This window comes from Micromonospora haikouensis (assembly GCF_900091595.1).
In the GTDB taxonomy this organism is placed as follows: domain Bacteria; phylum Actinomycetota; class Actinomycetes; order Mycobacteriales; family Micromonosporaceae; genus Micromonospora; species Micromonospora haikouensis.
In genome coordinates, this window is sequence record NZ_FMCW01000049.1 from 1 (window position 1) to 24,211 (window position 24,211).

Genomic DNA, 24,211 nt, shown 5'->3' on the forward strand with positions numbered 1-24,211 from the left:
GCCATCAGGGCCCTGCTGGTCGACGCCGCCGATCCGGCCGGCTACGACCCTGACCGCATGTCGTTCACACAGGGCGTCCGGGTCGTCCGCCGCCAGGTCACCGACCAGGCGGCCATCACCCCCTGAGCGCCTGAACACCGCCATTGCCGACACCATCGCCGAACTCCTGCACCACCGGCTACCGCCACGCCGACACCGCACCTGCCCCCGCGCGATCAAACGCGCCCGCCACAACTCCTACCGCGTCAAACGCCCCGCCGACCGCAACACCCGCCACCCCAGACCACCCACACCCCGCCTGGCCTGCCCAAACACCCTTATCTGAACGGCATTGCACCTAGACCGGGGCCACCAGGGCGCCGGTCCCGACGCCACCGATGGCGAGGAGAGCGATCGTTGCCCAGATCGCGAAGCGTTTGTTCTTCATAGGGACCTTTCTCGGGATTGACGGAGATTTCCGTACGGCCGATTGCTTGTCACGACGGCGGAACAGGCCAGCCCGGGGTGCCCGTCACCGGGGTGCCGCTTCTCGTGGTGGTGAAGAGCTCCGGTCGCCGAGAACCGTCACGCTGCCAGCTGCGGCGGAGTCGCCCGACCACCGCCCGCGACGGCGACGGCGGCGGGCCGGAGGTGACCTTTCCGTATCGCTCTGTTCATCGCTCGGCTTTCCTTGCCAGGGGGATCGGGAGCGGAGGAGCGGCGTCATCCAGAAACTTTCTACGCCGACGCTACGCCCTGACGTCGACGTTCGTCAATGAGTGGGTTGCTGCGGGCCGGAAACTATCGGAGCAGAACCGGGAAAGTTTCCGTCTCGCCGGTGGTGGGGCCCGAGTGGCATGCCCGGACGGCGATCCTGCGGCTCCGCACCGTGTTCGCGTTGGCGGCGACGCGCTGCGTGCGTCGCGCTCGGTGGCGGTCCATCCCGTGGCCCGACGCTGGGCGGGGGGTGGCACGCGGGTGGTCCTCGACCGGACGCGCCGGCCGCAACCTTGCCCCATTCATGCATGTGCATCTATTCTTTGGCGGCCATCGACTGCCAACGCAGGCAGTCGAAATATCGTCGAATCGCTTCGACAACCCAGCGTGACGGTTGGTTCGAAGACGGGAGATGCTTGTGAAACCCACACTCAGGAAGGTTCAGTTCGCCTTACTGTCCGGCGTACTGGCGCTGGCCGGAACCACAGCCGTGCTGCCGAGTGCCGCGTCGGCCGACAGCATGGCCCAGCTGAACGCCACCCAGCTCGTCGCGAACATGGGGGCGGGCTGGAATCTGGGGAACGCCCTGGAGGCCAACGTCAACGGGATCCCCAGCGAGACGGCATGGGGCAACCCGGTAGTGACGCAGGCCTTCATCGACCGGGTGAAGGCGGCGGGATTCAAGACGATCCGCATCCCGGTCTCCTATCTGGGAAACATCGGGTCCGCCCCGAACTACACGATCAACGCCGCCTGGCTGAATCGGATCCAGGAAATCGTCGACTACGCCTACGGTCGTGGTCTGTACGTGCTGATCAACATGCACGGCGACGGCTACAAGACCGTCACCGGCTCCTGGTTGATCTGCGACTCGTCGAACCAGACGACGATCAGGGACAAGTACCAGAAGGTCTGGCAGCAGGTCGCGACCAGGTTCCAGAGCTACAGCGAACGCCTCATCCTCGAATCCATGAACGAGGAGTTCGACGGACAGTACGGCAATCCCACCCAGCCGTGCTACTCGAACATCAACGCCTACAACCAGATCTTCGTGGACACGGTCCGGCGGACCGGCGGGAACAACACCTCGCGCTGGCTGCTCGTCCCCGGCTGGAACACCAACATCGACTACACCGTGGGCAACTACGGCTTCGTGCTGCCGACGGACCAGAACCGCTCGTCGTCCATCCCGGCCAACGAGCAGCGGCTCATGATCTCCGTGCACTACTACGATCCCTGGGACTTCGCCGGTGAGGAGAACGGCACCATCACGCAGTGGGGGCCGGCCGCCACCAACCCGGCACGGAAGTCGACCTGGGGACAGCAGGACTTCATGGACGGGCAACTGAAGAAGGTGCGTGACACCTTCGTCTCGCGTGGCTACCCCGTGTTCGTCGGTGAGTACGGTTCGGTCGACAAGACGTCGGCCGACTCGACGAACAACAGGTACCGCGCGGACTACGCGCGCACCCTGGTGTCCAGCGCCAAGAAGTACGGTGCGGCCACCGCCTACTGGGACAACGGCTACAACGGGGCGTACGGGTTCGGGCTGTTCAACCGCAGCAGCGCCACGGTCACCCAGCAGGGCATCATCGACGCCATCATGAGCGCCGTCGGCAGCACCACCCCGACCACGCCGCCGACCACCGCCCCGCCGACCACCCCGCCGCCGACCACCCCGCCCCCGACGACCCCGCCGCCGTCGGGCGGGCGGTCCTGCTCGGCGTCGTACACCCTGACCGGCCAGTGGCAGGGTGGCTTCCAGGCCGAGGTGCGGGTGACCGCGGGTAGCTCGGCGATCAGCGGTTGGACGGTGACCTGGACCTTCGCGAACGGGCAGCAGGTGTCGCAGGCGTGGAGCGCGACGCTGACCACCAGCGGCTCGACGGTCACCGCCCGCAACGTCAGCTACAACGGTTCGCTCAGTGCCGGCGGCAGCACGACCTTCGGCTTCCTGGGGTCGTCGAGCGGCACCAACGGCGTACCGTCCTTGTCCTGCGCGGCGAGCTGAGCAGGCCGTGAGCCGACGGGCCGGGCGTCAACGACGCCCGGCCCGCGCGGTCGCGGCGCTGAGGCCCGGAGCGGTCGCTCGCGTGCCCCTGCCACCCGCCATCGACCTGGTCGGCGCGGCAGCCGTGCGGGTCAGAGCGCCGGGGACAGGTACAGGAGGCGGTTGGGTGAGCCGGCCCCCGGGTTGATCACGACCGGGCTGGCGACGCCGAACAGGTAGCTGGCCACCTGGGCCGGCGTCCAGGTCGGGTTGTTGCTGAGCACCCGGGCGGCGACGCCGGCAACGAGCGGCGCGGCGTGCGAGGTGCCGCTGATCGTCTGGGTCGCGGTGGTCGAGCTCCACCAGGCCGACGTGATGCGCTCGCCGGGAGCGAAGATGTCCAGGCAGGGGCCGAAGTTCGACCAGCTTGCCCGGTTGTCGTTCATCAGCGTCGCGCCCACGGTCAGCGCGGTCGGCACCGACGCGGGTGAGACGGTGCAGGCGCTCACGTTCGAGTTGCCGGCGGGGACCGTCACCGTGATGCCGTCGGCGACCGCGTTCGTCACGGCGGCGTCGAGCGCGACGGTGGGGCTGGTCAACACGCCGATGTTCGCCACGGCCGGCTGCCCGGCGGGGTGGTTGGCGATCATCCAGTTGATCCCGTTGATCAGCATCGACAGCGTGCTCGGCAGGGCGCAGTCGAACACCTTGACCGCGACCAGCACGACGTTCTTGGCCGCCCCGAAGGTCGTCCCGCCGACGGTGCCGGCGGCGTGGGTGCCGTGCCCGCTGCAGTCGTTCGCCGGCAGCGTGCCGTCGACGGCGTCGTAGCCGTATACCGCCTGGCCGCCGAAGTCGGCATGGCTGATCTGGATCCCGCTGTCCACGATGTACGCCCGGACGCCGGTCCCGACGCTGGTGAAGTTGTAGGTGCCGCTGAGCCCCAGCGATGCGTCGACCCGGTCGAGGTTCCACGGCGCGTTCGTCTGGGTGGTGGCCAGGCTGGTCAACCGGTCCTGCTCCACGGCCGCCACCGCCGGGTCGGCGGCCAACCGGCGGGCCACCAGCTCCGAGGTCCGCACGGAGAAGCCGTTCAGCGCGTCGCGCCAGACCTGGTCCGGGCGGAAGCCGTACCGGTCGGCGAGGCGGGCCACGCCCGCGTGTCGATCGTCGACCGAGCCCCCACCTTCCTTCAGGGAGACCACGTAGCTGCCGGGCACGCGGGCGGTTTCGCCGGCGCCGAGGATCTCGCCGGCCGTCCCGGACGGCGCTTCGGCGATGGGTGCCGCGGTGGCCGGTCCGGCAGCCATCGTGAGGAGCATGGTCGCGGTGGCGAGCGTGGCCGTGACGGCGGTTCCGGCTCGACGCCCTCGGGCGAAGATCGCGTGGCGGTGGATTCCCATCTCCCAGCCTCCCTTGTTCCGACCATTCCGGCGGCCGCGCGACGTGCCGATCGAATGGCCCGGAAGATTTTGGGGGAGCGTACAACGGATATTCGATCTGATTCCACGGACGAATTCGCCGATCCAATCGATACGAGTCTTTTTGAGCGTGGGGTGAGAAGAGTGCCGGTCTGATGTATCAGGGTAAGTCCGTGCACGACGCCGGTTGGGCCGGTTTCACCGGCATGCTGGAGTACAAGGCCGCCCGGTACGGGCGGACAACTCAAACGACCGTGGAGCGCGGGTAAGACCGGGACCCGTCCCGGCACCGCGCGGCGAAGCGGTAACCCACCCGGAGGCCGCGTGTTCCACACGCAGCGTGGAGGGAACCTCCGTCCTTTAGAGCGGGGAGGATGTCAAGGGGGCTGGCTGCTGATCCGCCCGCAGGGTGCCGCTGTTCGCCACCGAACAGGTGGTCGACGTCGTCGTCCGGAGCCGCCGGCTGACTCCTGCGCCGTCACGCTGAGGGAGGGCCGAAGTGCCGGGTGAGCGAGGCGCGCAGCGTGTCGGCGTCGCCGGCGGACCAGGCGACGAAGCAGTCGGGGCGTACGAGCAGGGCGGTGGCGGTCGTGCCCTCCAGCGGGCCGGTGACCACGTCGACCCGGTCGCGCCACCCGGCGGCGGTCTCCGCGTAGGTCCCCGTGGAGTCCAGCAGCAGCGGCCGGGCGGTGCGGGTCAGCTCGGCGAGCCGCGTCGGCCCGTGGTCGCCGTGCACGACCACGTCGGGGGCGCTGCGGCCGGCCAACGGGTCGGCGGGGTCGGCGGGGTCGGCGGGGTAGCGGACGTCCGCGCCGGACATCAACCCCGCGATGTGCCCGGTCACCTCCGGCAGGCGGAGCAGTTCGGCGAAGAGCTGCCGCAGGCCGGTGATCTCGTCGCCGGGGCCGATGAGCGCCGACTGCGCCTGGGCGGACATGGCGACCCGTTCGGCGACGGGTCGGCGCTCGGTCTCGTAGGTGTCGAGCAGGCCCGGCGGTGCCCAGCCGCGCACCGTGCCGGCGAGCTTCCAACCCAGGTTGACGGCATCCTGCAGGCCCAGGTTGAGGCCGGGACCGCCGATGGCGGGGTGCACGTGCGCGGCGTCGCCGACCAGGAGCACCCGACCGGCGCGGTAGCGGGCGGCGATCCGGGTGTTGCGGCCGGTCAGCCGCCGGAGCAGACCGGGGCCGTCGGGAGCGCCGACGGGGAGGTCCGCGCCGAGCACCCGGGCGACGCTGGCGCGTAGCTCCGCCAGCTCCATCGGAGCGTCGTCGCTCGTCGGCGCATCGGGCCACTCCGTCGTGGTCAGGAGAGCCGGGCGGCCGGGGAACGGGGCCCAGGCGACCAGGCCGCGCGGGGTACGGGTGTGCTGGAACGGAGGCACGACGCCGTACCCGGGGACCCGCAGGCCGCCGGTCGCGGGGTCGAGGAAGGACGCGGGGACGGTTACGGTGGCGGTACGGGAGACCGACCGGTCGTCGGTGACGCCGGGAAAGTCGATGCCGACGAGGCGGCGCACCGTGCTGCGGCCACCGTCGGCGCCCACGAGGAACCGGGTGGTGAGCTGCGTACCGTCGGCAAGGCAGACCTCGACCGCGTCGGGCCGTTGGTGGAGGTCGACGACCTCGTGGCCGCGGCGCAGGTCGACATCGAGCTCGGCGGCCCGGGCGACGAGGGCGGCCTCGAGCTGGGCCTGCGGCACGCCGAGCACGTAGTGCGGGTTGTCCGCGAGGACCGTGAGATCCAACGGGAACGCACCGAAGGTGAAGGCCGGCTGCGGGGACGGCGGGCTGCTCTCGCCGCTGAGCCGCGCGTAGAGGCCACGCCGGTCGAGCAGGCGGACGACCTGGCCGACGAGGCCGTTGGCGCGGGGCTCACCCCCGGGCGTGGGACGGCGCTCGAGGACGACGGGACGGACGCCGGCGAGGGCCAGTTCGCAGGCGAGCATGAGGCCGTTGGGGCCGGCCCCGGCGATGAGGACGTCGATCATGATCGTGGTCCCTTCAGGGTGTGCGTCATCGCCACGACGGGCGCGGCGCGCTGCCGGCCCGCCGTGCAGGTGTGACGCGACTGAGGCGTGGGTGGGCCGGTGGCCTGGGCGGGGGCCGGGCTTCAGCGGGGCGGCGCCGGGAGGCCGGCGGCGACCTGGGCGAAGGCGTCGGTGATGAGGCGCTCGATCGGGGTGGGCGGGTCGCCGCCGTCGAGGTAGTGCTGCATGGCGACGCCGACGGCGGCGCTGGCGGCGGCCGCGACGAGCCTCGGATACATGTCGGTGGCGAGGTCGGTGCCGGTGCGCTCGGCGACCGCGGCGGCCAGCCCGGCCTCGGCGATCGCGGCGGCGCGCAGCCGCTCGCCCTGCAGCGCGGGCTCGGCGAGCATGGTCCGCACGCCGGCCACCCACTGGGCATGGGCGGGGGACGGCATCGCCTCGACCTCGGGGCCGGGCGTGAACTGTTCCAGTGCGGCCGCGGTGAGCGCCACCCAGAGCGGCTCGTCGGCGGGGCGTTCGCGCAGCGCGGCTGCGGTGCGCAGGCTGCGGTCGAGGTGGCGGCAGGCGATCGCCTCCGCCTTGCTGGAGAAGTAGTTGTTGAAGGTGCGCGGGGAAACGCCGGCCGCCTCGGCGATGTCCTCGACGCGGACGTTGTCGTAGCCGCGTTCGGCGGTGAGGTGGATCGCCGCCCAGCTGAGCGCCGCCCGCGTCTCGGTCTTCTTGCGCTCCCGCAGCCCCGTCATGCCGCCACACTAGCACTAGTTGCGTGGGACGCAAATATGCGCGCTCCGCAGGAATTCGTCGTCGGGGTGCTGGCCGCCAGCCAGGACTGGGGCCCAGACCAGGGAGAACCCCGGTCCGTACGCCGCGCCGGCGGCACACACTGCTAACCGTCCGGCTGAGCAGCCGGACGCTCCATCAGGGTGAAGAGGGGTACGACATGAGGCGCAAGACCGTGCGGATCGACACCATCCCGGCCGACGGCGTGGAACTGGCCGACGAGCAGCTCGCCCGGATGCTGGGTGGCCTGCCGAGGCGGGACGCCGGGGGTTCGTCGAAGACCATCGACGACATCCCCAGCGGGGGCCGGAACGACACCGACAGCGACTTCTGATCAGCCGCCGGCGCCGACCCGCCCTCCCCGGGCAGGCCGGCGCCGGCCGCTCCGGGCGGCGGGGAGGCGTCAGTCCGCGAAGAGATCGCTGGCGGCGGCGTGGTGCGCGATCTCGCCGTCGAACACGTACCGGACGCTGATCTGCCAGCCGTCCGGGTGGTCCGGGGCCGACTGGTGCCCACCCGGGTGCACCCGGACGTCCTGCCCCGCCACCGAGACCTCGAAGGCCAGGTGATCGGCGCGGAGCCGGACCGCCTGGTAGCCGTACCGGCGGCGGATCGCGACCGCCGCCGCGGCAGCGGTCCAGACGGTCGCCGGCACGGTGACCCCGTCGCCGCCCAGGCAGCTGAGGTCGAACCGGCCCTGACCGGTGTGGACCATGCCGACCAGGACGTCCGCCCCGGCCCCCCCGGGTGGGCTGGCACAGGTTGCGGGCCAGGCCGGCCCAGTGCCGGGCCGGTACGTCTACCGCGTTGACGACGAGGTGGTCGGAGGTGCCGCTCTGGAGCTTCACGAAGCGGATGTTCATCGCGTTCTACCTGTCCGGGAGAGGCGGGCGTCTTCAGGAGGGGCGGGCGCCCTGCGGGATGGCCGGCGGCGTGACCACCGCCGCCCGGTCGGCGGCGCGGCGGGCCCGGCGTTCGGTCCCGACCACGGTGGCCAGCGCGGCCACCGCCACCGCCAGGAGCACGGCGGGGAGCCCGTACCGGTCGGTGAGCGCCCCCACGGCGATCACGGTGACGGTCATCCCCGAGAACGCGACCCCGTAGAAGAGGACCATCACGGCGGGCAGGTCGCCCTGGTCGGTGCGGGCCAGCACGACGCCGAAGGAGACCAGGTACACGATCTCGAAGACCATCGTGTAGACGAAGTAGCTGGCGAAGGCCGGCGCCGTCCGGTGCGTGGCGAACGGCACCAGCATCAGTCCGGCGGTCAGCGCGAAGAGTAGTCGGACCGGCAGCCGCCAGCGCGCCGGCAGGCCGACCATCACCAGGACCATCCCGGCGACGATCCCGGAGACGCTCACCGCCTCCAGCCAGGCCGCGCCACTGGCCGGCGTGCCGAGCCAGGTCAGGGGGAGCCAGACCCGGGCGATCTGGTTGACCCCCTGGAAGAGCACCACGGTCGCGACCAGGTAGCTGAACGCCCGGGTCAGCTCCGTGTCCCGCCGCAGCACCCCCAGCGAGCGACGCCACACCCCGGACGCCACGCCGGCTCCGCTGCCCGGGGTGGGCGCGGGCGGCAGGGCCCGGCAGCAGGCCGCCGAGACCGCGAAGCCCACCGAGGCGAGCGCGGCCACGACGACGACCGGCATCCGGCCGATCACCATGCCGCTTCCTCTGCGGCGGTGATCGTCGAACCGGGGCGGCTGACGGCAGTTACCGCATTAATGTGAATCCGTGATTGCGGGACGGCTCATTGCCGGTTCAGGCCGGACGGTGACGCGCCGGTCGCCAACTCCGCCGACGGCCGGCCCGGCCCGCCGGAGTCGTACCCCTGGTCCAGACTGCGTGGCGTGGACCTGACGCATGCGTTCGCCGCCCTGCTCGGGCGGTCCGATCTTCCCGCCGGCTCCTACGACGCCTACTACGGCGGCGACACCCTCGACGAGTTCCTGCTCCCGGCACCCTGGCTCACCCCGGCCGCCCTCGCGTCGTCCGCCCCGGTCGCGTTGCCGGACGTGGACGCCTGCTACCTCGACGACGACCATGAGGCACTCGCCTGGGAGTTCGACCTGGCCAACTCCCTGTTCGCGGTCGAGTGGGCGGACGATGTGCTGCCGGCGGCGTTCCTCACCGACGTGCGGGCGGCCGACCCCGACATGCTCGTACGCGGCGCCGACCTGGGCGTGCTGCTCGCCCGCCACGGCATCGACCTGGCGGACGAGTCGGCGCAGCGGCTGAGCTACCGCATCTCGGCGCTGCTGCGCCTGGCCACGGACGGCACCCTCCACGACGCCATGCGCATGGCGACGTTCACGCACCGCCTGCCGGTGCTGGCCGAGTTCGGCCCGGACGGCCAGCGGCGGGTCGAGCAGGACTGGGAGCAGGCGCTGGCCGGGGTCGAGCCGCCGGAGCTGCGCGACCACCTGCGCCTGCACTGCCTGGAGCCGTTCTGGTCGCGGGCCGCGGGTGCCTGCCACCTGGGCGCGAACGAGTGGCCGACCGGCACCTCGGCCCTCGACGGTCGACGCAAGCTGGTGGCGGGCTGGGAGTTCGGGGAGTCCCAGTCCGGGGTGGCCGTGGTCGGCTGAGCAGTATCTGAGCCCCGCCCCGCCCCGCACCGGTTGCGCGGTCGTGCCCGGCCGGAGCTGGCAGGATGGTGCGCAGGAAACCGGGGCGGGCGGGGCGAGGAGTGGTCATGAGCGACTGGAACGAGAAGGTCATCGCCGAGTTCCGCGCCAACGGTGGACGGGTGGGCGGCCAGTTCGCCGGTGCCCCGCTGCTGCTGTTGCACACCGTCGGCGCCAGGAGCGGCCAGGCCCGCGTGAATCCGATGATGTACCAGGAGGTGGACGGCGGCTACGCCGTGTTCGCGTCCAAGGCCGGCGCGCCCACGAATCCCGACTGGTACCACAACGTGCTCGCCCATCCCCGGGTGCGGGCCGAGATCGGCACGGAGACGGTCGAGCTGGTCGCCAGGGTCGCCGCCGGGGAGGAGCGGGAGCGGATCTGGAGCGCGCAGAAGGCCGCCTATCCGGGCTTCGCCGACTACGAGCGGAAGACCGACCGCCGGATCCCGGTCGTCGTCCTGGAGCCCGCGCCATAGCCGGTGGCGGTGTGCTGACATGCCGGGTCAGCCCTTCACCGCGCCCGCCGTGAGCCCCTCGGTCAGGAAGCGCTGCCCGAAGGCGTACATGATCACCACGGGGATGCTGACGAGCAGCGACGCCGCCGCGAGCTGCCCCTGCGGCACCACGTCCCCGGTGATCATCGACTGCATGCCGACGGGGAGGGTCTTGTACTCGTCCTTCGTGATGAACACGAAGGCGAAGAGGAACTCGTTCCAGGCGTTGGTCAGGGTGAACAGCGCGACCGCCAGCAGCCCCGGTTTGGCCAGGGGCAGCACCACCCGGCCGAACGCCTGGAGGCGGGTGCAGCCGTCGACCAGCGCGGCCTCCTCCAACTCGACGGGGATCGACGCGAAGTATCCGGTCAGCAGCCAGGTGGCGAACGGAAGCGTGAACGTCGGGTACGTCACCACCAGGGACCACAGCGAGTCGGTGAGCCGCGCCCCGATGAGCAGCTGGTAGAGCGGGATGAACAGCAGCGCGCCCGGCATGACGTAGGTGATGAGCACCGTGACGGTGAAGCCCTGCGCCCCGCGGAACCGCAGCCGGGCCAGCGCGTAGCCGGCGAGGGCGGCGCAGACCAGCGCCACCACGGTGGACGCCATGGACACCAGCACCGTGTTGAGATACCAGCGGCCGAAGGGCTTGGTGGCGAAGAGGTCGGTGAACTGCTGCAGGGTCCACGGGGTCGGCCACAGGTCGTGGACGCGCATGACGATCTGACCCTCGGACTTGAAGGCCGTGACGGCGATCCAGTACAGCGGGGCCAGGACGAAGAGCAGCAACAGGGCCAGGGCGACACCGGACGCCAGCCCCGACACCAGCGACGACGACCGGCGGCTTCCCCGCGCCCCGAGCGCCGAGACCACCCGGCCGACCGCCGCCGCGACCAGCAGGAGCACCCCGAGGAGCAGCGCCGCCTTCCAGGCGATGTGTGGCGACGCCCAGACCAGCAGGCCGGCGACCACCGCGGCGACCGCCCACGGCAGGGCCTTCCGCGCGGTACGGGCCGTCGGCGCGGCACGGGCCTTTCGGGCGGCGCGGGCACGGCGGGGCGGCTCGGTGCCGGCGTCCCGACGCAACAGCCGGACCAGCACGTACACCAGGCCGCCGATGACCGGCAGCATCACGAGCGTGACCGCCGCCCCCGCGCCGTACTGCAGTTGCAGGATCGCCTTCGAGTACGCGACCAGCACGTACGGTGCCGTCGCGTTGCCGGGGCCGCCCTGCGTCAGCAACCAGATGAGGTCGAAGTTGTTGAACGTCCAGATCGACGACAGGGTCACCGTCACGGTGGTCACGTGGCGCAGCCCGGGCAGCGTCACGTGGGCGAACCGCTGCCACGGCGAGGCGCCGTCGACGGTCGCCGCCTCGTAGAGGTCCGCCGGGATGGCCTTCAACCCCGCGAGGAACGCGACGGTGAAGAACGGCACGCCCTTCCACACGTTGACTCCGATCACCGACGGCATGGCCAGCGACGCCTCGGACAGCCAGCCCGCCGGCCAGGCGTCGACCAGGTGCGCCCTGGCCAGCAGCGGCCCGATCCCCGAGTCGGTGAGCAGGATGTTGACGCTGCCGAAGATCGGGTCGAGCAGCGCGCGCCAACTGAACGCCGTGACCACCGTCGGCACCACCCACGGCAGCAGGAGCAGCCCGGCCAGCACGGCCCGGCCACGGCGCAGCTGGTGCAGCAGCAGGGCGGCCGACAGCCCCAGCACCACCTTGAACACCTCGGCGTAGGCGGTGAAGACGAACGAGTTCACCACGCCCGTGCGGAACTGCTCGTCGTCGGCCAGGGCGGCGTAGTTGGCCAGGCCGACGAACACGCTGTGCTGCCCGTGCCGTTCCGTGGTGCTGGTGACGATGGACCAGGCGATCGGCACGAGCACGAGGCCGCCGACCAGCACGGCCGTGGGCGCGAGGAACAGCGCCGCGAGCCGCCAGTCGCGGCCCAGCCGTCGCTGGGTGGCGGTGAGGGAGCCGGACCCCGGCGGCGGGGGCGCTGCCGCCGCCGGGGCCGATGCCGACCGGGTGGACGTCACTGCGGCAGCCCCTGCTGGGTGAAGATCTGCACCATCTTGGCGTGGGCGGCCCGCACGGCCTGCGCCGGCGGCGTGCCCTGGATGACCTGCTGCATCATGTCGGTGAGGACGTAGGCCCCGACGGCAGCCTGCTGGCCCGCGCTGGCCTTCTGCGGGAAGTCCAGGCCGTTCTTCGTGGACAGCGGCAGCGTCTGCTGGGTGATCTTGCGCATGACGGGGAACGCCGGGTCGCCGCTGGTGAAGAACGGGTCGGCGTCCCAGACCTTGTCCCAGGCGGGCAGTGCCAGGCCGGGTGCCTCCTTCGCCACCCCGAGCAGCGCGGGCGCGGTGATCAGGTACTGCGCCAGGAGCTTGGCGAGTGCGGCGTTCTTGGCGCCCTTGAAGACGACGAAGCTCTGGGACTGGCCGAGCAGCAGGGACGTGTCGGTGGCCGGCCCGGTGCAGTCGGCGAAGACGTGGGTGTTGGCGTAGACGGGGTTCTTCTTCGTCTTGGAGTCCGCGTAGACGCTGAACTGGTTGCGGGTGTAGCCGAGGACCCCGGCGAGCCAGTTCTCGTTGTTGCTGGAGTCGGTCCAGGCTGCCACGCCGGGCGGCAGCATCGGCTTGAACCGGGGGTTCGTGTAGATGTCGGCGAGGAAGGTCACCGCCTGCACCGTCTCGGGCGAGTCGAACGTGACCTTCCTGCCGTCGTTGGAGGCGATCGCCCCGCCGTACGAGTTGATCAACGCCTCGATCATGCCGTTGGCGTCGCCGGACCGGTTCACGGTCATGCCCCAGCCGAACCTGCGCTTGCCCGGATCGGAAATCTCCAGACACAGGTCCCGCAGCTCCTCCCAGGTGTAGACGTCCTTGGGGGAGATGCCCTTGTCCTGCATCCAGTCCTTGCGCAGGAACGACCCGATCCCGATGAAGTGGTAGGGGATGGCGAACCATCTGCCGTCGAAGACGCAGTAGTTCTTGGACTCGGCGGTGGGTTCGCCGTACTTCGCCGTCAGCGCCTGGACGACGTCCGTCACGTCCTCCAGGTCGCCCAGCGCCTGGAACTGCGCGACGAACCGCGAGTCGGTCATGAACGCGAGGTCACGTGCCACGCCGCCCTCGACCTCGGCGTGGATCTTGGCGACCGCGTCGCCGGCGTCGGCCTGCACCAGGCTGTTGCCGATCTTCGTGCCGGTGGCGTCGGCGAAGTTCTTGATCGAGCTGTCGAGCGCCGCGTTCGCCGCCTCCGAGTACAGCTTCTGCGACAGCATCCCCATCGAGGAGCCCCGCAGCGCTGCCGCAGCGTCGATCAGTTCCTTCGGGACCTCGGCCTGCACGCGGGGCGCCGACGAGGTGTCCCCGCACGCGGCCAGGCCGGCCGCGCCGAGCAGTCCCACCCCCATGCCCAGAAAGCCGCGTCGGGTGCGTAACGGGTAGTCCTCCATGGCCTGTCGCCTCCTCTGCCTCGCCGCTGCACGCCGGAGGCGGCCGAGAGGCGTGCTGCCCTCTCTGGGCGCAGGCGACCCGCACCCGAGGGTGCTTGCCCGGTCGGGTGGTCGCAGCCGGCTCTGGCGCGCAGTCATCGGAAAAGTTGCCCCGGTGCGCGGTGGCCCTCCCCCGACCTGTTCCGGGACACGCGCCGCTGGCCCGACACGTCGGCTGGCCGGCGGTGCGCTCACTTTACACATTTCGGAAAGTCGCGCCTAGGGGTAAAGCGATTTCTGGAAACCCGGAAACGCATCTTTGAAGATCAATGTCAAGGGTCGCCGACGCGGTCTCGGTCGGTGCGTGAAGCAATTGAGAACGATCACTTTCTATGTCGGCGGCGGCGGGGCCTGTGCTGCGGGGGTGCGGGCCGGTCGCCCCGCGCGAGGCGGGCCTTCGTGCTCGTCGGTGGCGGTGGTGGGAGCCAGGTCGAGCGAGGAGTCTCGATGCCTTGACACCCGGATGAGATCGCTAACACTGGGCTGCAACGTGGAGTTAACAGCCAGAAAACATGCTGCCCGCAGCGTTCCGGGAGGCGTCGTGACCGTGGTTCCACGGCGAGTGGCACGCGTGGCCGGCCCATTCTCGACCAGGATCACGCCACCCGGTGGATATGCATCGGCTCCATCGCGGAGCGGTCCGCCCGCCACGGGGACGTACAACCGGGTCACCGTGCGCCACAGCGGCAAGGCCATGGACGTCCAGCAGCCGAACACCGACAACGGCGCGCGCGTCGGCCAGTACACGTACGGCGGCAACGCGTGGCAGCAGTGGCAGTTCCAGGACGCCGGTGGCGGCTACTGGCGCATCGTCAGCCGGCACAGCGGGAAGTGCCTCGACGTGGTGGGCGCATCCACCGCCGACGGTGCCGAGCTGATCCAGTACACCTGCGGCAGCGGCACGAACCAGCAGTTCCAGATGGTCGCCAACGGCAGCTACTTCCAGCTCCGGGCGCGGCACAGCGGCAGGTGCGTGGACGTGCCCGCCGCGTCGACCGCGGACGGCGTGGTCCTCAAGCAGTGCGCGTGCAACACCGGCACCAACCAGCAGTGGTCGCGTACGGCCGTCTGACGACCGGCCGGTCGTGTCCGTCGGCGGCGCGGAAGTGATGGCTCGGCGCACCTTCCGGCCCCGACCTGACCTTGGAATACTCCCGGCATGGCCAAGTTCGGACGCCGGTGGGCGTGGGTAGCCGTCCTCGTGCTCGGCGTAGCCCTGTACATGCTGGTGCTGGCGACGCTCGTCGACACCCGGAACATCAACTTCGTTCCGGCGCTCATCATGCTCGGCTCCTCCATCGCCCCCGCGACGTTCCTGACGTTCGCGCAGGGTCGCTCGGGCCACTGGCAGGTGCCCGGGTCCGTGATCGCGGCGGCGGCGTTCTTCGGCGGCATCATCGGCGTGGTCGCCGCCGGCTGGCTGGAGTACGACACCCTGCGCAGCCTCGGCGCCCTGCCGATGCTGTTCGTGGGGCTGATCGAGGAGACCGCCAAGCTGGTCGCCCCCGTGCTGATCCTGCTGTTCTGGTGGCGACACCGTTCGGCCAGCAACGGCCTGGTCATCGGCGTCGCCAGCGGCGCCGGGTTCGCCGCCCTGGAGACCATGGGGTACGCGTTCACCGCCCTCGTCCAGTCCCAGGGCAACCTCGGCGACGTCGAGCAGACGCTGCTCGTGCGCGGGCTGACCGCCCCCGCCGCCCACCTGTCCTGGACCGGGCTGACCGCAGGCGCGCTGTTCGCGCTCGCCGCCGCGCCCAGCGCGCGCCGGGTGATCGTGTTCGGGGCGACGTTCGTCGCCGCCGTGGTGTTGCACGCCTGCTGGGACACCTTCGCCAGCCAGATCGCGTACGTGGTCGTCGGTCTCGTCTCGCTGGGCTGGGTGCTGCTGCAGATGCACCTGGATCGGCGGGCCGACTCGCGGGCCCGGTTCGCGGTCGCCTCCGCCCAGCCGGCGCACGGCTGACCGCCGGCTGAGCCCGGTGGGGCCGGCCGACGGCCTCGCCGGCCCCACCGCCTCCGGGGGTGCGCGGTGCTCGTGCCCGCCGGAACGGCGCTCACGGTCGTCGATATTGCCGGAACGGGTGCGGCGTGCTGGAATGGATCACATCGCCGCAGCACGGGGGTAACCGCGCTGGGAACGGTGAGCACGGGAGCATCACAGCGCCGGCACCGCGCCGCTTCGACGGGCGCGTGCCGCATCGCCGGGCAGTTCCGCGACGACGGGCAGGTGCCCCGTCGTCCGTTTCCCGTCCCGCCACAACCGAGACGTGCGACCTCCGATCCGCCGCAGGCGGCCGAGGCTCCGGACGTCATGGAGGATGACCATGCGCAGTTTCCTCGCGGTGCTTACCGCCGCCCTGATCATCGGCAGCGCGGCGGGCAGCGTCCCGGCCGGTGCGTCGGGCGGCTCCCCGCGGTCCTGCGACCGTGACCTGCTCTTCTGCGAAGACTTCGAGCGGCTGCCGACCGGTGGCCCCAGCACGTTGAAGTGGGGCGTCGACACGCGCAACGGCACGCTCGCCGTCGAGCGGGCCCGCCACGGCAACCAGGTGCTGCACGTCCACACCGTCGACAACGGACGCGCCTTCCTGCGCGTCGACGACTTCGCCGCACCGGGCAACCGCTTCTTCGGCCGGATGCGCCTGCGCGTCGACGCGTTCCCCACCGCCCCCGACTGGGCGCACTTCACCCTGGTGGAGGCGACCGGCACGGGCAGTTCGGAGGTCGTGCGCCCGGTCGGCGGCCAGTACGCGCCGACGGTCCCCGGCACCTTCTGGGGCGTGGGCGCCGACGGCGGCCCGACCGGCGACTGGACCAACTGGCGGGAGTCCGCCCCGGTCACCGAGGACACCTGGCAGTGCTTCGAGTGGGAACTCGACCCGGCGGACAACCGCGTCGCGGTGTGGATCGACGGCGTGGCGAACCCGGAGCTGACCGCCTCCACGACCGAACACGGCGGCAACGACGTCCCCTTCGTCCTGCCGGCGGTCGACACGGTCAAGATCGGCTGGCAGCTCTACCAGGGCGGCACCACGCCGGGCGAGTTCGACCTCTGGATCGACGACATCGCGCTCTCCACCAAGCGGCTCGGCTGCTGAGGCCGGGGGGCGGCTATCGTTCTGGCGTGCACATCCGCTTCGACGTACCCGCCGACCCTGACTACCCGGGCCGCGTGGCCGCGGCGCTCAGCAGCGTCCGGCTGCGGAGGTACGGCCTGGTCGGCGCGGTGCTGACCGTGGTCGGGGCGATCGGGTTCGTCGTCTCGCGGGGGTCCGCGCGGGGCGAGCAGTTCTCGTCGCTGTGGCTGTCGCTGCTCGTGGGCGGCCTGCTGTCGATGCTGTACGCGCCGTGGGTGCGGTGGCGGGCCCGGCGGCGGTCCGGCAGCTATGCCGTCGAGGGTGGCTACGACATCACCGACGACAACATCATGATGCGCAGCGGCTCGGAATCCGGCGGCATCGCGTGGGACGGGGTCGACCAGGTGCGGGTCACCCCGGAGTTCTGGATCGTGTACGTCGGCCGGACGCCGGCGACCGTGATCCCACGCGGCCTGATGTCCGCCGAGGACGCCGAGACGCTGCGCGCCTTCATGACCGCGCGCGGGCTGCTCCAGGACCGGTGACCCGTCCTGCACCGACGGGCCCGTCGGTGCAGGACGGTCCGGCTCCCGGGGCAGCGGGGAGGGACCCGCGGCCGGCAGAATAGGCCCGGTGAGGGCGGTCTCCCGGTGGTTGGTGTACGGCTCGGTGGCGCTGTGCGCCGTGGTGGCCCTGCTGGCGGCCGGCACGTACTGGTTCTTCCTCCGCCCCTCGGATCCGCTGCACGACAGCGCGGTCGCCGACGCCGCCACGAAGGTGGACGCCGTGGAGCAGCGCTTCGACTACGACCACATCTACCAGGCCGACGACTTCGTGCACTCCGCCGGCCAGCACCCCGACGTCACGGTGCTCTCGGTGCGGGGCGAGACCCACTGGCAGACCGGCGTGACCCTGGTGCTGCGGGTCGTCGGGCACGGCGTCGAACTCGGCGCGGACCGGTCGGTGATCGACGAGCGGGACGTGCCGATCTGCTTCCGCCTCGAACTGGGGCCCGACGAGGACAGCCGCGACGACGACATCGACTGCCCGGCCGGCGAGCCCGTGCCGGTCAGCAGGGACCCGTCGCTGCGGGGCGTCGACGACCGGCTGGCGAAGGCGCTGGAGAAGGCCGAGCCCACGGAGGCGTCCGTCCGGGCCGCGCTCGCCGGGCTCGGGATCGATCCCGCCGTACGCCAGGAGGTCCTCAGCCAGGGCGGCCAGGTCGGCGTGGCCCTGCGGGCGGCGCAGTACGACTGCCTCATGGCCCGCGTCACCGCCGACGGTGCCCGGCTCTGGCGGCCGTCGCACACCCAGCTCGCGCCGGGCGAGCTGAGCTGTTCGGCGCAGGTGGCCCTGAGCGGCGTCTTCGGCCGGAACTGACGGCCGCCCCGCCGCCGGGGCCCAGGACGGGAGGCGTCAGCGCCGGAACAACGACGGCTGACGGGCCCGGGTAGTGCCCATCATCATCGCCTCGGACACCATGTCGTACGCGCCCCGCCAGGCGCTCGCGCGCGCCTCGGTCCACGCCTCGCCCAGCTCGGCCGCGAACGACTCCAGCAGCAGGTCGCGGAAGAGCCGGTAGCGGGCGGCGCGGACCCCGTACCCGCCGTGCCGGGCCCCGAGCAGCCGGGCCCGGGCCAGGAACCCGTCGAGGTCCGGGATCGCCGCGACGATGGTCTGCAACTCCTCGGCGAACTTCTCCCGCTGGCCGGCCAGCTCCGCGGGGAACATCGCCCGCAGTTCCGGGTGGTGGGCGAACACCCGCCCGTAGAAGTCGTCGGCCACCGCGTCCAACCGGGGGCCCATCGCCCGCAGGCTGTCCCGCACCAGCTCCACCTGCTCCGGGCTCACGCCCCACCGTCCTCTCCGGCGTGGGCCCGACCCACCGGGCCGATCATCTCGGCCAGCCCGCTCCGGCTGTCACCCCGCACTTGGCGTAGATGCTCTGCAGGTGGTTGTCCACGGTGCGCACCGAGATGACCAGGGTCTCGGCGATGCTGCGGCTGCTCTGGCCCCCGGCGACCAGCAGCGCGATCTCGCGTTCCCGGGCGGTCAGCGGCTGCTGCGCCGACGAGGTGAGCAGGCCCGGAGTGCGCGCCCCCTCGCAGCGCGCGGCGAGCGCCGCCGCCTGGTTGGCGCACAGCGCCGCCTGCCGGGGGCGGCCCGCCGACCGGTGCAGGTCGGCGGCGGTGACCAGCGCCTCCGCCGCGAACAGGTCCGCACCGCACACCTCGAACGCGCGGGCTTCCGCCGCGAGCGCCTCCGGGTCGCGGTCGAGCACCGCCCGAGCGTGCCCGACCCGCGCGGCGGCGAGCTTGCCCTGCACGCCCGACACCGTGAGCAACTGCCGGGCGGCGTCCTGGTCGCCGAGCCGCACCGCGTCGTGCAGCAGCTCCACGGCCAGCCCCCGCCGGCCCCGGCCCAGCGCGGTCGCGGCCCCGGCCAGCAGCTCCTGGCGGGCCTCCCGCTGCTGCCCCGCGCCGGCCAGCGCCCAGGCCCGGGCGGCCGGCGTGACGAGGTCGCGCTCCGAATCGTCGAGCGGGTCGTCCGGGGCCGGCGCGCCCTGCCAGGCCAGCGAGACGATCAGCCCGGACAGCGCCGCGCCGAGGGCCGCCGGGCGGCCGGTCCCGCGCAGCTGGGCGAGCGCCTCCCGGAAGTGCCGTTCGGCGGTGGCGACCCGGCCGCGCAGCAGCGCGAGCGCGCCGAGCTGGGCCGAGAAGACCCCGATCAGCGAATCGACGCCGTCGCCGACCGCCAGGCGCAGGCCCCGCCGGACGGCCCGCGTCGCCTCGTCGAGGCGGCCCTGTCGCAGCAGCGCCTCGCCGAGCACGGTGAGCTGGGTGGCCGGGTGCGACACCACCATCCGGTGGTCGAGCCGCTGGTGCAGGTCGACGCCCCGTTCCGCGCCGGCCACCGCGTCGACCATCCGCCCGGCGTCGACCAGCAGGGTGGCCTGCGTCCGCAGCCACAGCACCTGGCTGAGGTCGTGGTGCTCGTCGGCGGGCTCGTCGCCCAGCCGCCGCAGCGCCGAGTCGGTGTCCGTCTCGTTGAGCAGCAGCGCCTCCACCGCGGCGAGCGCCGGATGGTCGGGCGGCACCTGGGCGCGTACGTCCGCCAGGCAGGCGTTCGCCCCGGCCACGTCGCGCAGGCCGTGCAGCAGGTTGAGTGCCCGGGTCACCGCGAGCCGCAGCAACGGGGGCCCGCCGGCCACCCCCGCCGCCGCGGCGAATGCCCGCTCCGCCTCGACGTAGCGGGCCTGCTCGTGCAGGGCCGCGCCGAGCAGCAGGCCGACCGCCGGATCGGGGCCGTGCCGCAGCGCGGCCTCCGCCAGGCGCGCGGTGCGGGGCAGGTCGTGTGCGAACCGGGCCAGGTGGGCGGCCCGGGCCAGCAGGTCCGGGTCGGCGGTGCCGGTCGCGTCGAGCCGCCACGAGGCCAGCCGCAGCGGGTCCCCACTGCGCCGGGCCCCGTAGGCCTCGATCCGGTCGGCCTGGGTGAGCAACAGCGACCGGGCGCGCAGCCGGGGCATGGCCCGTTGCAGCGCCTGGGCGTGCAGCGGATGGACCAGGGTGAGGTCCTGTCGGCGGCCGTCCTCCCGGACCTGGACCAGGCCCTGCTCCTCCAGATCGGCCAGGACGTCCATCGGTGCGTGCGCCAGCAGGTCGTCCACGCCCAGCGGCTCGCACAGGGCCAGCAGTTCGAGCACGGCGCGGTGCCCGGGGGTCAGGGCGTGCAGCCGTCGGCTGACCATCTCCACCACGCCGGCGCTGCCGGTCAACGGGCCGGTCAGCCGCCACGTCCCGTCGGCGCAGGCGAGGGTGCCGTCCCGCTGCCCGCAGCTCACGAGTTCCCGCAGGTAGAGCACATTGCCCTGGCTCGCCTGCCAGAGCGCCTCGCTGGCCGCGGCGCTGACCGGGCCGCCGAGGGCGAAGTGGAGCAGGGTCTCGACGCTGCGCCGTTCCAGCGAGTCGAGCCGCAGCCGCAGCGCCCGCCCGTCCCGCCACCGGCTGTCCAGCGCGTCCGGCACCTGGCTCTCGGTGCGTTGGGTGGCGATCACGAAGAGGCTGCCGTCGGCCAGCAGGAACTGCAACAACGCCAGGGAGACCGTGTCGAGCAGGTCGACGTCGTCCACCGCGAGGACGAAACGCCGGCCGCCGGTCTGCTCGCGCAGCCGGTGGCGCACCGCCTCGAAGAGTTGGTGCGGATCGGCCAGTTGGACCTGGGCCGGCAGCAGCGGGGCCAGCGCGGACAGCGGTACGGCGGAGGCGCTGGCGGTGGCGGCCACGTGCGCGACCGGGTGGCCCCGGGACTCCGCCTCGGCCAGGCACTCCCGCGCCAGCCGGCTCTTGCCGACCCCGGACGCGCCGGTCAGCAGCACCGCGTCGAGGTGCCCGGCGACGAGCGCGTCGGTCACCTGTTCCACCTCGGCGTGCCGGCCGACGAACGGCCAACCGATCGCGGTCGCAGTCGCCACCGTCGCCCCCTGTCCTGCCCGGTCTCCCCGGTTGCCGGCAGCACGGCCCGCCAGCCGGCCCGGCGGGGCCAATCCTCGCACCCGTGGCGACGGCCGGTGATCGTCCGAAGGCACAGCACGGCTCGGGCGGCCGGTGGTTCCGGACGCCCGTTGTTCCGTACGGATCACCAGGTCAACGGGGCGGAGCGGACCTGCGGGCGGAGCATCACCACGAGGGCGTCCGGCACGGGCAGGTTCGGCCGGCGGCGGGCGGGGCCGCGGCGACGGGGGAGACGGTCGCGGCCGTGACGGCGGCGAGGGCCGCCGCGGCGAGGCGTCGGCGGCGGCGTCGGCGGTGTCTCTCGGCACGGGCAAAGGTGGTGTACGGCATGGCTTCGTCGCTCCTGGACCGGTGAACCGGGAGCCCGGCTCGCTGGAACCAGTCTCGGGACGACGCCTTTTCGCATCCTGAGCAACGACTGCTCATTCCGCCTCGACCCGGCTACCTACCTGGGGCGAGGGCCCGGATCGAAAGCGCGGGAAGCACGCCGAATGTCCTGCTCGGCCAGGTATTTATAGATGATCATTGATATAGTGACCTATTGGTGCGATGCTGGTGGAAAGCGCTCTTAACCCTATTTGAGCGCCGGAGAAGGAGGATGTACTGTGCTTCCACCCCAATCCGATCAATCCGGTCGCCGGTCCCCCTCGGCCGTCCGCCGGTCCGTGCAGGCGCTCGTCGTGGTGTTCGCCATGCTGGCCGGCACGCTGACCTGGGCCGGCGCGGCTCAGGCCCACGGCACCATCGTCAGTCCGGCAACCCGCGCCTACCAGTGCTGGCAGGCATGGGGCAGCCATCACACGGATCCGGCCATGCAGCAGCAGGACCCCATGTGCTACCAGGCATTCCAGGCCAACCCGGACACCATGTGGAACTGGATGAGCGCGCTCCGGGACGGCCTCGGCGGCCAGTTCCAGGCCAAGACCCCCGACGGGCAGCTGTGCAGCAACGCCCTCAGCCGGAACGACAGCCTGAACAGGCCCGGCGCGTGGAAGAAGACCAACATCGGTCGCAACTTCTCGATGCAGCTCTACGACCAGGCCAGCCACGGCGCTGACTACTTCAAGGTCTACGTCAGCAAGCAGGGGTTCAACCCCGCCACCCAGAGTCTCGGCTGGGGGAACCTCGACTTCATCACGCAGACCGGGCGGTACGCGCCGGCGCAGAACATCACGTTCAACGTCTCGACCTCCGGATACACCGGCCACCACATCGTCTTCGTCATCTGGCAGGCGTCGCACCTCGACCAGGCCTACATGTGGTGCAGCGACGTGAACTTCTCCTGATCGGCAAGACCGACCGCACTGGCACTGCTCCGGGCCGGAACGTTGTTCCGGCCCGGAGCAGTGCCCGCTGCTGCGTGGCCGGGCCCCCGCGCGGACGCGACCCGCGCAGTCCTGAGCCGAGGCTCAGCTTCATTGCGCCGTAAGAGTTGGCCGGTCATCAATGTCTTGAGGCGATGGGAGCGCTCCCGTAACATACCTGACGCGGCTGTTAACGGTCACATGTAGAGGCCACCACCAATTGCAGGCCGCCGTCCCATCAGGAGGATGCCTTATGGCAAGATCCAAAGCGACCAATGTTGGTGTGGTGTCCGCCGGCGTCGCGTTGCTGGCTTCGGCGACGGTCGCCGTGGCATTGCCGGCCAACGCCGCAGCCGCCGGCTGCTCGGTGAACTATGCCGTGTCGTCGCAGTGGCAGGAGGGATTCGGCGCCAACGTGTCGATCACCAACCTGGGCGACCCGTTGAGCAGTTGGACGCTGACGTGGTCCTACGGCGCGGGCCAGAAGGTCACGCAGGCGTGGAACGCGACGGTCACCCAGAGCGGGACTGCGGTCACCGCGAAGAACGTGAGCTACAACGGGGCGATCGCGACCAACGGCTCGGTGTCGTTCGGCTTCAACGGGTCGTGGTCGGGCAGCAACCCGGTGCCGACGAGTTTCGCCGTGAACGGCGTGACGTGCAACGGCGGCACGACGCCGACGACCCCGCCGACGGGGTCGCCGACCACCCCGCCGACGACGCCGCCCCCCACGACGCCCCCGCCCACCGGCACCTGCAACCTGCCGTCGACGTACCGGTGGTCGTCAACGGGCGCGCTGGCGCAGCCGAAGTCCGGCTGGGTCTCGCTGAAGGACTTCACCGTCGCCCCCTACAACGGCAAGCAGCTCGTCTACGCGACGACCCACGACTTCGGCACCAGGTGGGGCTCGATGAACTTCGGGCTGTTCACGAACTGGTCGGAGATGGCCACCGCGAGCCAGAACACCATGTCCTCGGGGACGGTCGCACCGACGCTGTTCTACTTCGCGCCGAAGAACATCTGGGTGCTGGCCTACCAGTGGGGCGGGGCGGCGTTCAACTACCGCACGTCGACCGACCCGACCAACGCCAACGGGTGGTCCGCGCCGCAGACGCTGTTCACGGGCAGCATCACCGGCTCCGGCACCGGGCCGATCGACCAGACCCTGATCGCCGACGACCGGAACATGTACCTGTTCTTCGCCGGGGACAACGGCAAGATCTACCGGTCGAGCATGCCGCTCGGGAACTTCCCGGGCAGCTTCGGCTCGTCGTACACGACGATCATGAGCGACACCCAGGCGAACCTGTTCGAGGCGGTGCAGGTCTACAAGCTCCAGGGCCAGACCCGGTACCTGATGATCGTCGAGGCGATGGGCGCGCAGGGCCGCTACTTCCGATCGTTCACGGCCACCAGCCTGGACGGCAACTGGACGCCGCAGGCGGCGACGGAGAGCAACCCGTTCGCCGGCAAGGCCAACAGCGGCGCGACCTGGACCAACGACATCAGCCACGGTGAGCTGATCCGCACCAGCGCCGACCAGACGTTCACCGTCGACCCGTGCAACCTGCAGCTGCTCTACCAGGGTCGTTCCCCCAGCTCCAACGGCGTCGACTACGGCCTCCTGCCGTACCGGCCGGGTCTGCTGACCCTGCAGCGCTGACAGTGCGAGCCGACGCTGACGGCGTGAGTCAGCGGCCGGCGTGAGTTCGATCGAGCGGCGGGTCCGGCGCAGACCGGACCCGCCGCATCGTCGTGGTGGTCCGGCGACCGCGTCGCCGGGCTTCCTCGCCCTGCCCGCATGCGGGATGA

The 24,211-nt window shown here is 71.6% G+C and carries 20 protein-coding genes; 11 read left to right on the forward strand and 9 right to left on the reverse strand.

All coding sequences use genetic code 11. The features are described from left to right. Positions 1 to 1,216 precede the first annotated feature (1,216 nt). Complete coding sequence (locus GA0070558_RS30540; protein ID WP_091286424.1) at positions 1,217 to 2,707, forward strand: cellulase family glycosylhydrolase; 1,491 nt, start codon at positions 1,217 to 1,219, stop codon at positions 2,705 to 2,707. 131 nt (positions 2,708 to 2,838) lie between these two features. Here the strand turns inward: GA0070558_RS30540 and GA0070558_RS30545 are convergent, their stop codons facing one another. From GA0070558_RS30545 to GA0070558_RS30560, 3 genes are all read right to left on the reverse strand, one after another. Next, positions 2,839 to 4,089, reverse strand: a complete 1,251-nt coding sequence (locus tag GA0070558_RS30545; RefSeq protein WP_091286356.1) for a S8 family peptidase — start codon at positions 4,087 to 4,089, stop codon at positions 2,839 to 2,841. A 496-nt stretch (positions 4,090 to 4,585) separates the two neighbouring features. Beyond that, on the reverse strand, positions 4,586 to 6,097 hold the full coding sequence (locus GA0070558_RS30555) for an FAD-dependent monooxygenase (RefSeq protein WP_091286360.1): 1,512 nt from the start codon (positions 6,095 to 6,097) through the stop codon (positions 4,586 to 4,588). A gap of 122 nt (positions 6,098 to 6,219) precedes the next feature. Further along, positions 6,220 to 6,840 (reverse strand): TetR/AcrR family transcriptional regulator, encoded by a 621-nt coding sequence (locus GA0070558_RS30560; RefSeq protein ID WP_091286363.1) that lies wholly within the window; start codon positions 6,838 to 6,840, stop codon positions 6,220 to 6,222. Positions 6,841 to 7,037: 197 nt separating this feature from the next. Between GA0070558_RS30560 and GA0070558_RS30565 the strand changes: the two genes are divergently transcribed. After that, a complete protein-coding gene (locus tag GA0070558_RS30565; protein ID WP_077935160.1) occupies positions 7,038 to 7,211 on the forward strand; it encodes a putative ATP-grasp target RiPP in 174 nt (57 codons plus the stop codon). Positions 7,212 to 7,280: 69 nt separating this feature from the next. On the opposite strand, the gene GA0070558_RS30570 is transcribed toward GA0070558_RS30565, so the two are convergent. Continuing rightward, positions 7,281 to 7,592, reverse strand: a complete 312-nt coding sequence (locus tag GA0070558_RS30570) for a hypothetical protein (protein WP_091286366.1) — start codon at positions 7,590 to 7,592, stop codon at positions 7,281 to 7,283. Positions 7,593 to 7,773: 181 nt separating this feature from the next. Further along, positions 7,774 to 8,541 (reverse strand): MFS transporter, encoded by a 768-nt coding sequence (locus GA0070558_RS30575; RefSeq protein WP_091286369.1) that lies wholly within the window; start codon positions 8,539 to 8,541, stop codon positions 7,774 to 7,776. Positions 8,542 to 8,727: 186 nt separating this feature from the next. Between GA0070558_RS30575 and GA0070558_RS30580 the strand changes: the two genes are divergently transcribed. Together GA0070558_RS30580 and GA0070558_RS30585 are read left to right on the forward strand one after the other, a co-directional pair. Further along, positions 8,728 to 9,465, forward strand: a complete 738-nt coding sequence (locus GA0070558_RS30580; protein WP_091286371.1) for a hypothetical protein — start codon at positions 8,728 to 8,730, stop codon at positions 9,463 to 9,465. A gap of 107 nt (positions 9,466 to 9,572) precedes the next feature. Beyond that, positions 9,573 to 9,980 (forward strand): nitroreductase family deazaflavin-dependent oxidoreductase, encoded by a 408-nt coding sequence (locus tag GA0070558_RS30585; protein ID WP_077935156.1) that lies wholly within the window; start codon positions 9,573 to 9,575, stop codon positions 9,978 to 9,980. 27 nt (positions 9,981 to 10,007) lie between these two features. On the opposite strand, the gene GA0070558_RS30590 is transcribed toward GA0070558_RS30585, so the two are convergent. After that, positions 10,008 to 12,044 carry an ABC transporter permease gene (locus GA0070558_RS30590; RefSeq protein ID WP_091286376.1) on the reverse strand — a complete coding sequence of 679 codons (2,037 nt, stop codon included), beginning with the start codon at positions 12,042 to 12,044 and terminating at the stop codon, positions 10,008 to 10,010. Beyond that, positions 12,041 to 13,468 (reverse strand): extracellular solute-binding protein, encoded by a 1,428-nt coding sequence (locus GA0070558_RS30595; protein ID WP_091286380.1) that lies wholly within the window; start codon positions 13,466 to 13,468, stop codon positions 12,041 to 12,043. The genes GA0070558_RS30590 and GA0070558_RS30595 overlap by 4 nt, the downstream gene beginning before the upstream one ends. A gap of 502 nt (positions 13,469 to 13,970) precedes the next feature. Between GA0070558_RS30595 and GA0070558_RS30600 the strand changes: the two genes are divergently transcribed. The 5 genes from GA0070558_RS30600 to GA0070558_RS30620 all read left to right on the forward strand — a co-directional run bounded on the left by GA0070558_RS30600 (position 13,971) and on the right by GA0070558_RS30620 (position 17,964). After that, entirely contained in the window at positions 13,971 to 14,579 is a 609-nt protein-coding gene (locus GA0070558_RS30600) for an RICIN domain-containing protein (RefSeq protein ID WP_256092222.1), read from the forward strand. 87 nt (positions 14,580 to 14,666) lie between these two features. Continuing rightward, positions 14,667 to 15,470: a PrsW family intramembrane metalloprotease gene (locus GA0070558_RS30605; RefSeq protein ID WP_091286384.1), complete on the forward strand. Its 804-nt coding sequence runs from the start codon at positions 14,667 to 14,669 to the stop codon at positions 15,468 to 15,470. Between the two features lie 361 nt (positions 15,471 to 15,831). Next, the gene (locus GA0070558_RS30610; RefSeq protein ID WP_176734451.1) at positions 15,832 to 16,605 is read left to right on the forward strand and encodes a hypothetical protein; all 774 of its coding nucleotides are present in this window, start codon (positions 15,832 to 15,834) and stop codon (positions 16,603 to 16,605) included. Between the two features lie 26 nt (positions 16,606 to 16,631). Then, positions 16,632 to 17,129, forward strand: a complete 498-nt coding sequence (locus GA0070558_RS30615; RefSeq protein WP_091286392.1) for a YcxB family protein — start codon at positions 16,632 to 16,634, stop codon at positions 17,127 to 17,129. 88 nt (positions 17,130 to 17,217) lie between these two features. Beyond that, a complete protein-coding gene (locus tag GA0070558_RS30620) occupies positions 17,218 to 17,964 on the forward strand; it encodes a hypothetical protein (RefSeq protein WP_141722379.1) in 747 nt (248 codons plus the stop codon). A 36-nt stretch (positions 17,965 to 18,000) separates the two neighbouring features. Here GA0070558_RS30620 and GA0070558_RS30625 read toward each other — a convergent pair whose 3' ends face one another. Next, positions 18,001 to 18,435 (reverse strand): globin domain-containing protein, encoded by a 435-nt coding sequence (locus tag GA0070558_RS30625; RefSeq protein ID WP_091286400.1) that lies wholly within the window; start codon positions 18,433 to 18,435, stop codon positions 18,001 to 18,003. A 43-nt stretch (positions 18,436 to 18,478) separates the two neighbouring features. Continuing rightward, positions 18,479 to 21,055 (reverse strand): AAA family ATPase, encoded by a 2,577-nt coding sequence (locus tag GA0070558_RS30630; RefSeq protein ID WP_176734452.1) that lies wholly within the window; start codon positions 21,053 to 21,055, stop codon positions 18,479 to 18,481. Positions 21,056 to 21,700: 645 nt separating this feature from the next. On the opposite strand from GA0070558_RS30630, the gene GA0070558_RS30635 reads away from it, so the two are divergent. Both GA0070558_RS30635 and GA0070558_RS30640 read left to right on the forward strand, forming a co-directional pair. Beyond that, positions 21,701 to 22,381, forward strand: a complete 681-nt coding sequence (locus GA0070558_RS30635) for a lytic polysaccharide monooxygenase auxiliary activity family 9 protein (protein ID WP_218107138.1) — start codon at positions 21,701 to 21,703, stop codon at positions 22,379 to 22,381. A gap of 271 nt (positions 22,382 to 22,652) precedes the next feature. Then, positions 22,653 to 24,062, forward strand: coding sequence for a non-reducing end alpha-L-arabinofuranosidase family hydrolase (locus tag GA0070558_RS30640; protein WP_091286406.1), 1,410 nt, complete (start codon positions 22,653 to 22,655; stop codon positions 24,060 to 24,062). Positions 24,063 to 24,211 lie beyond the last annotated feature (149 nt).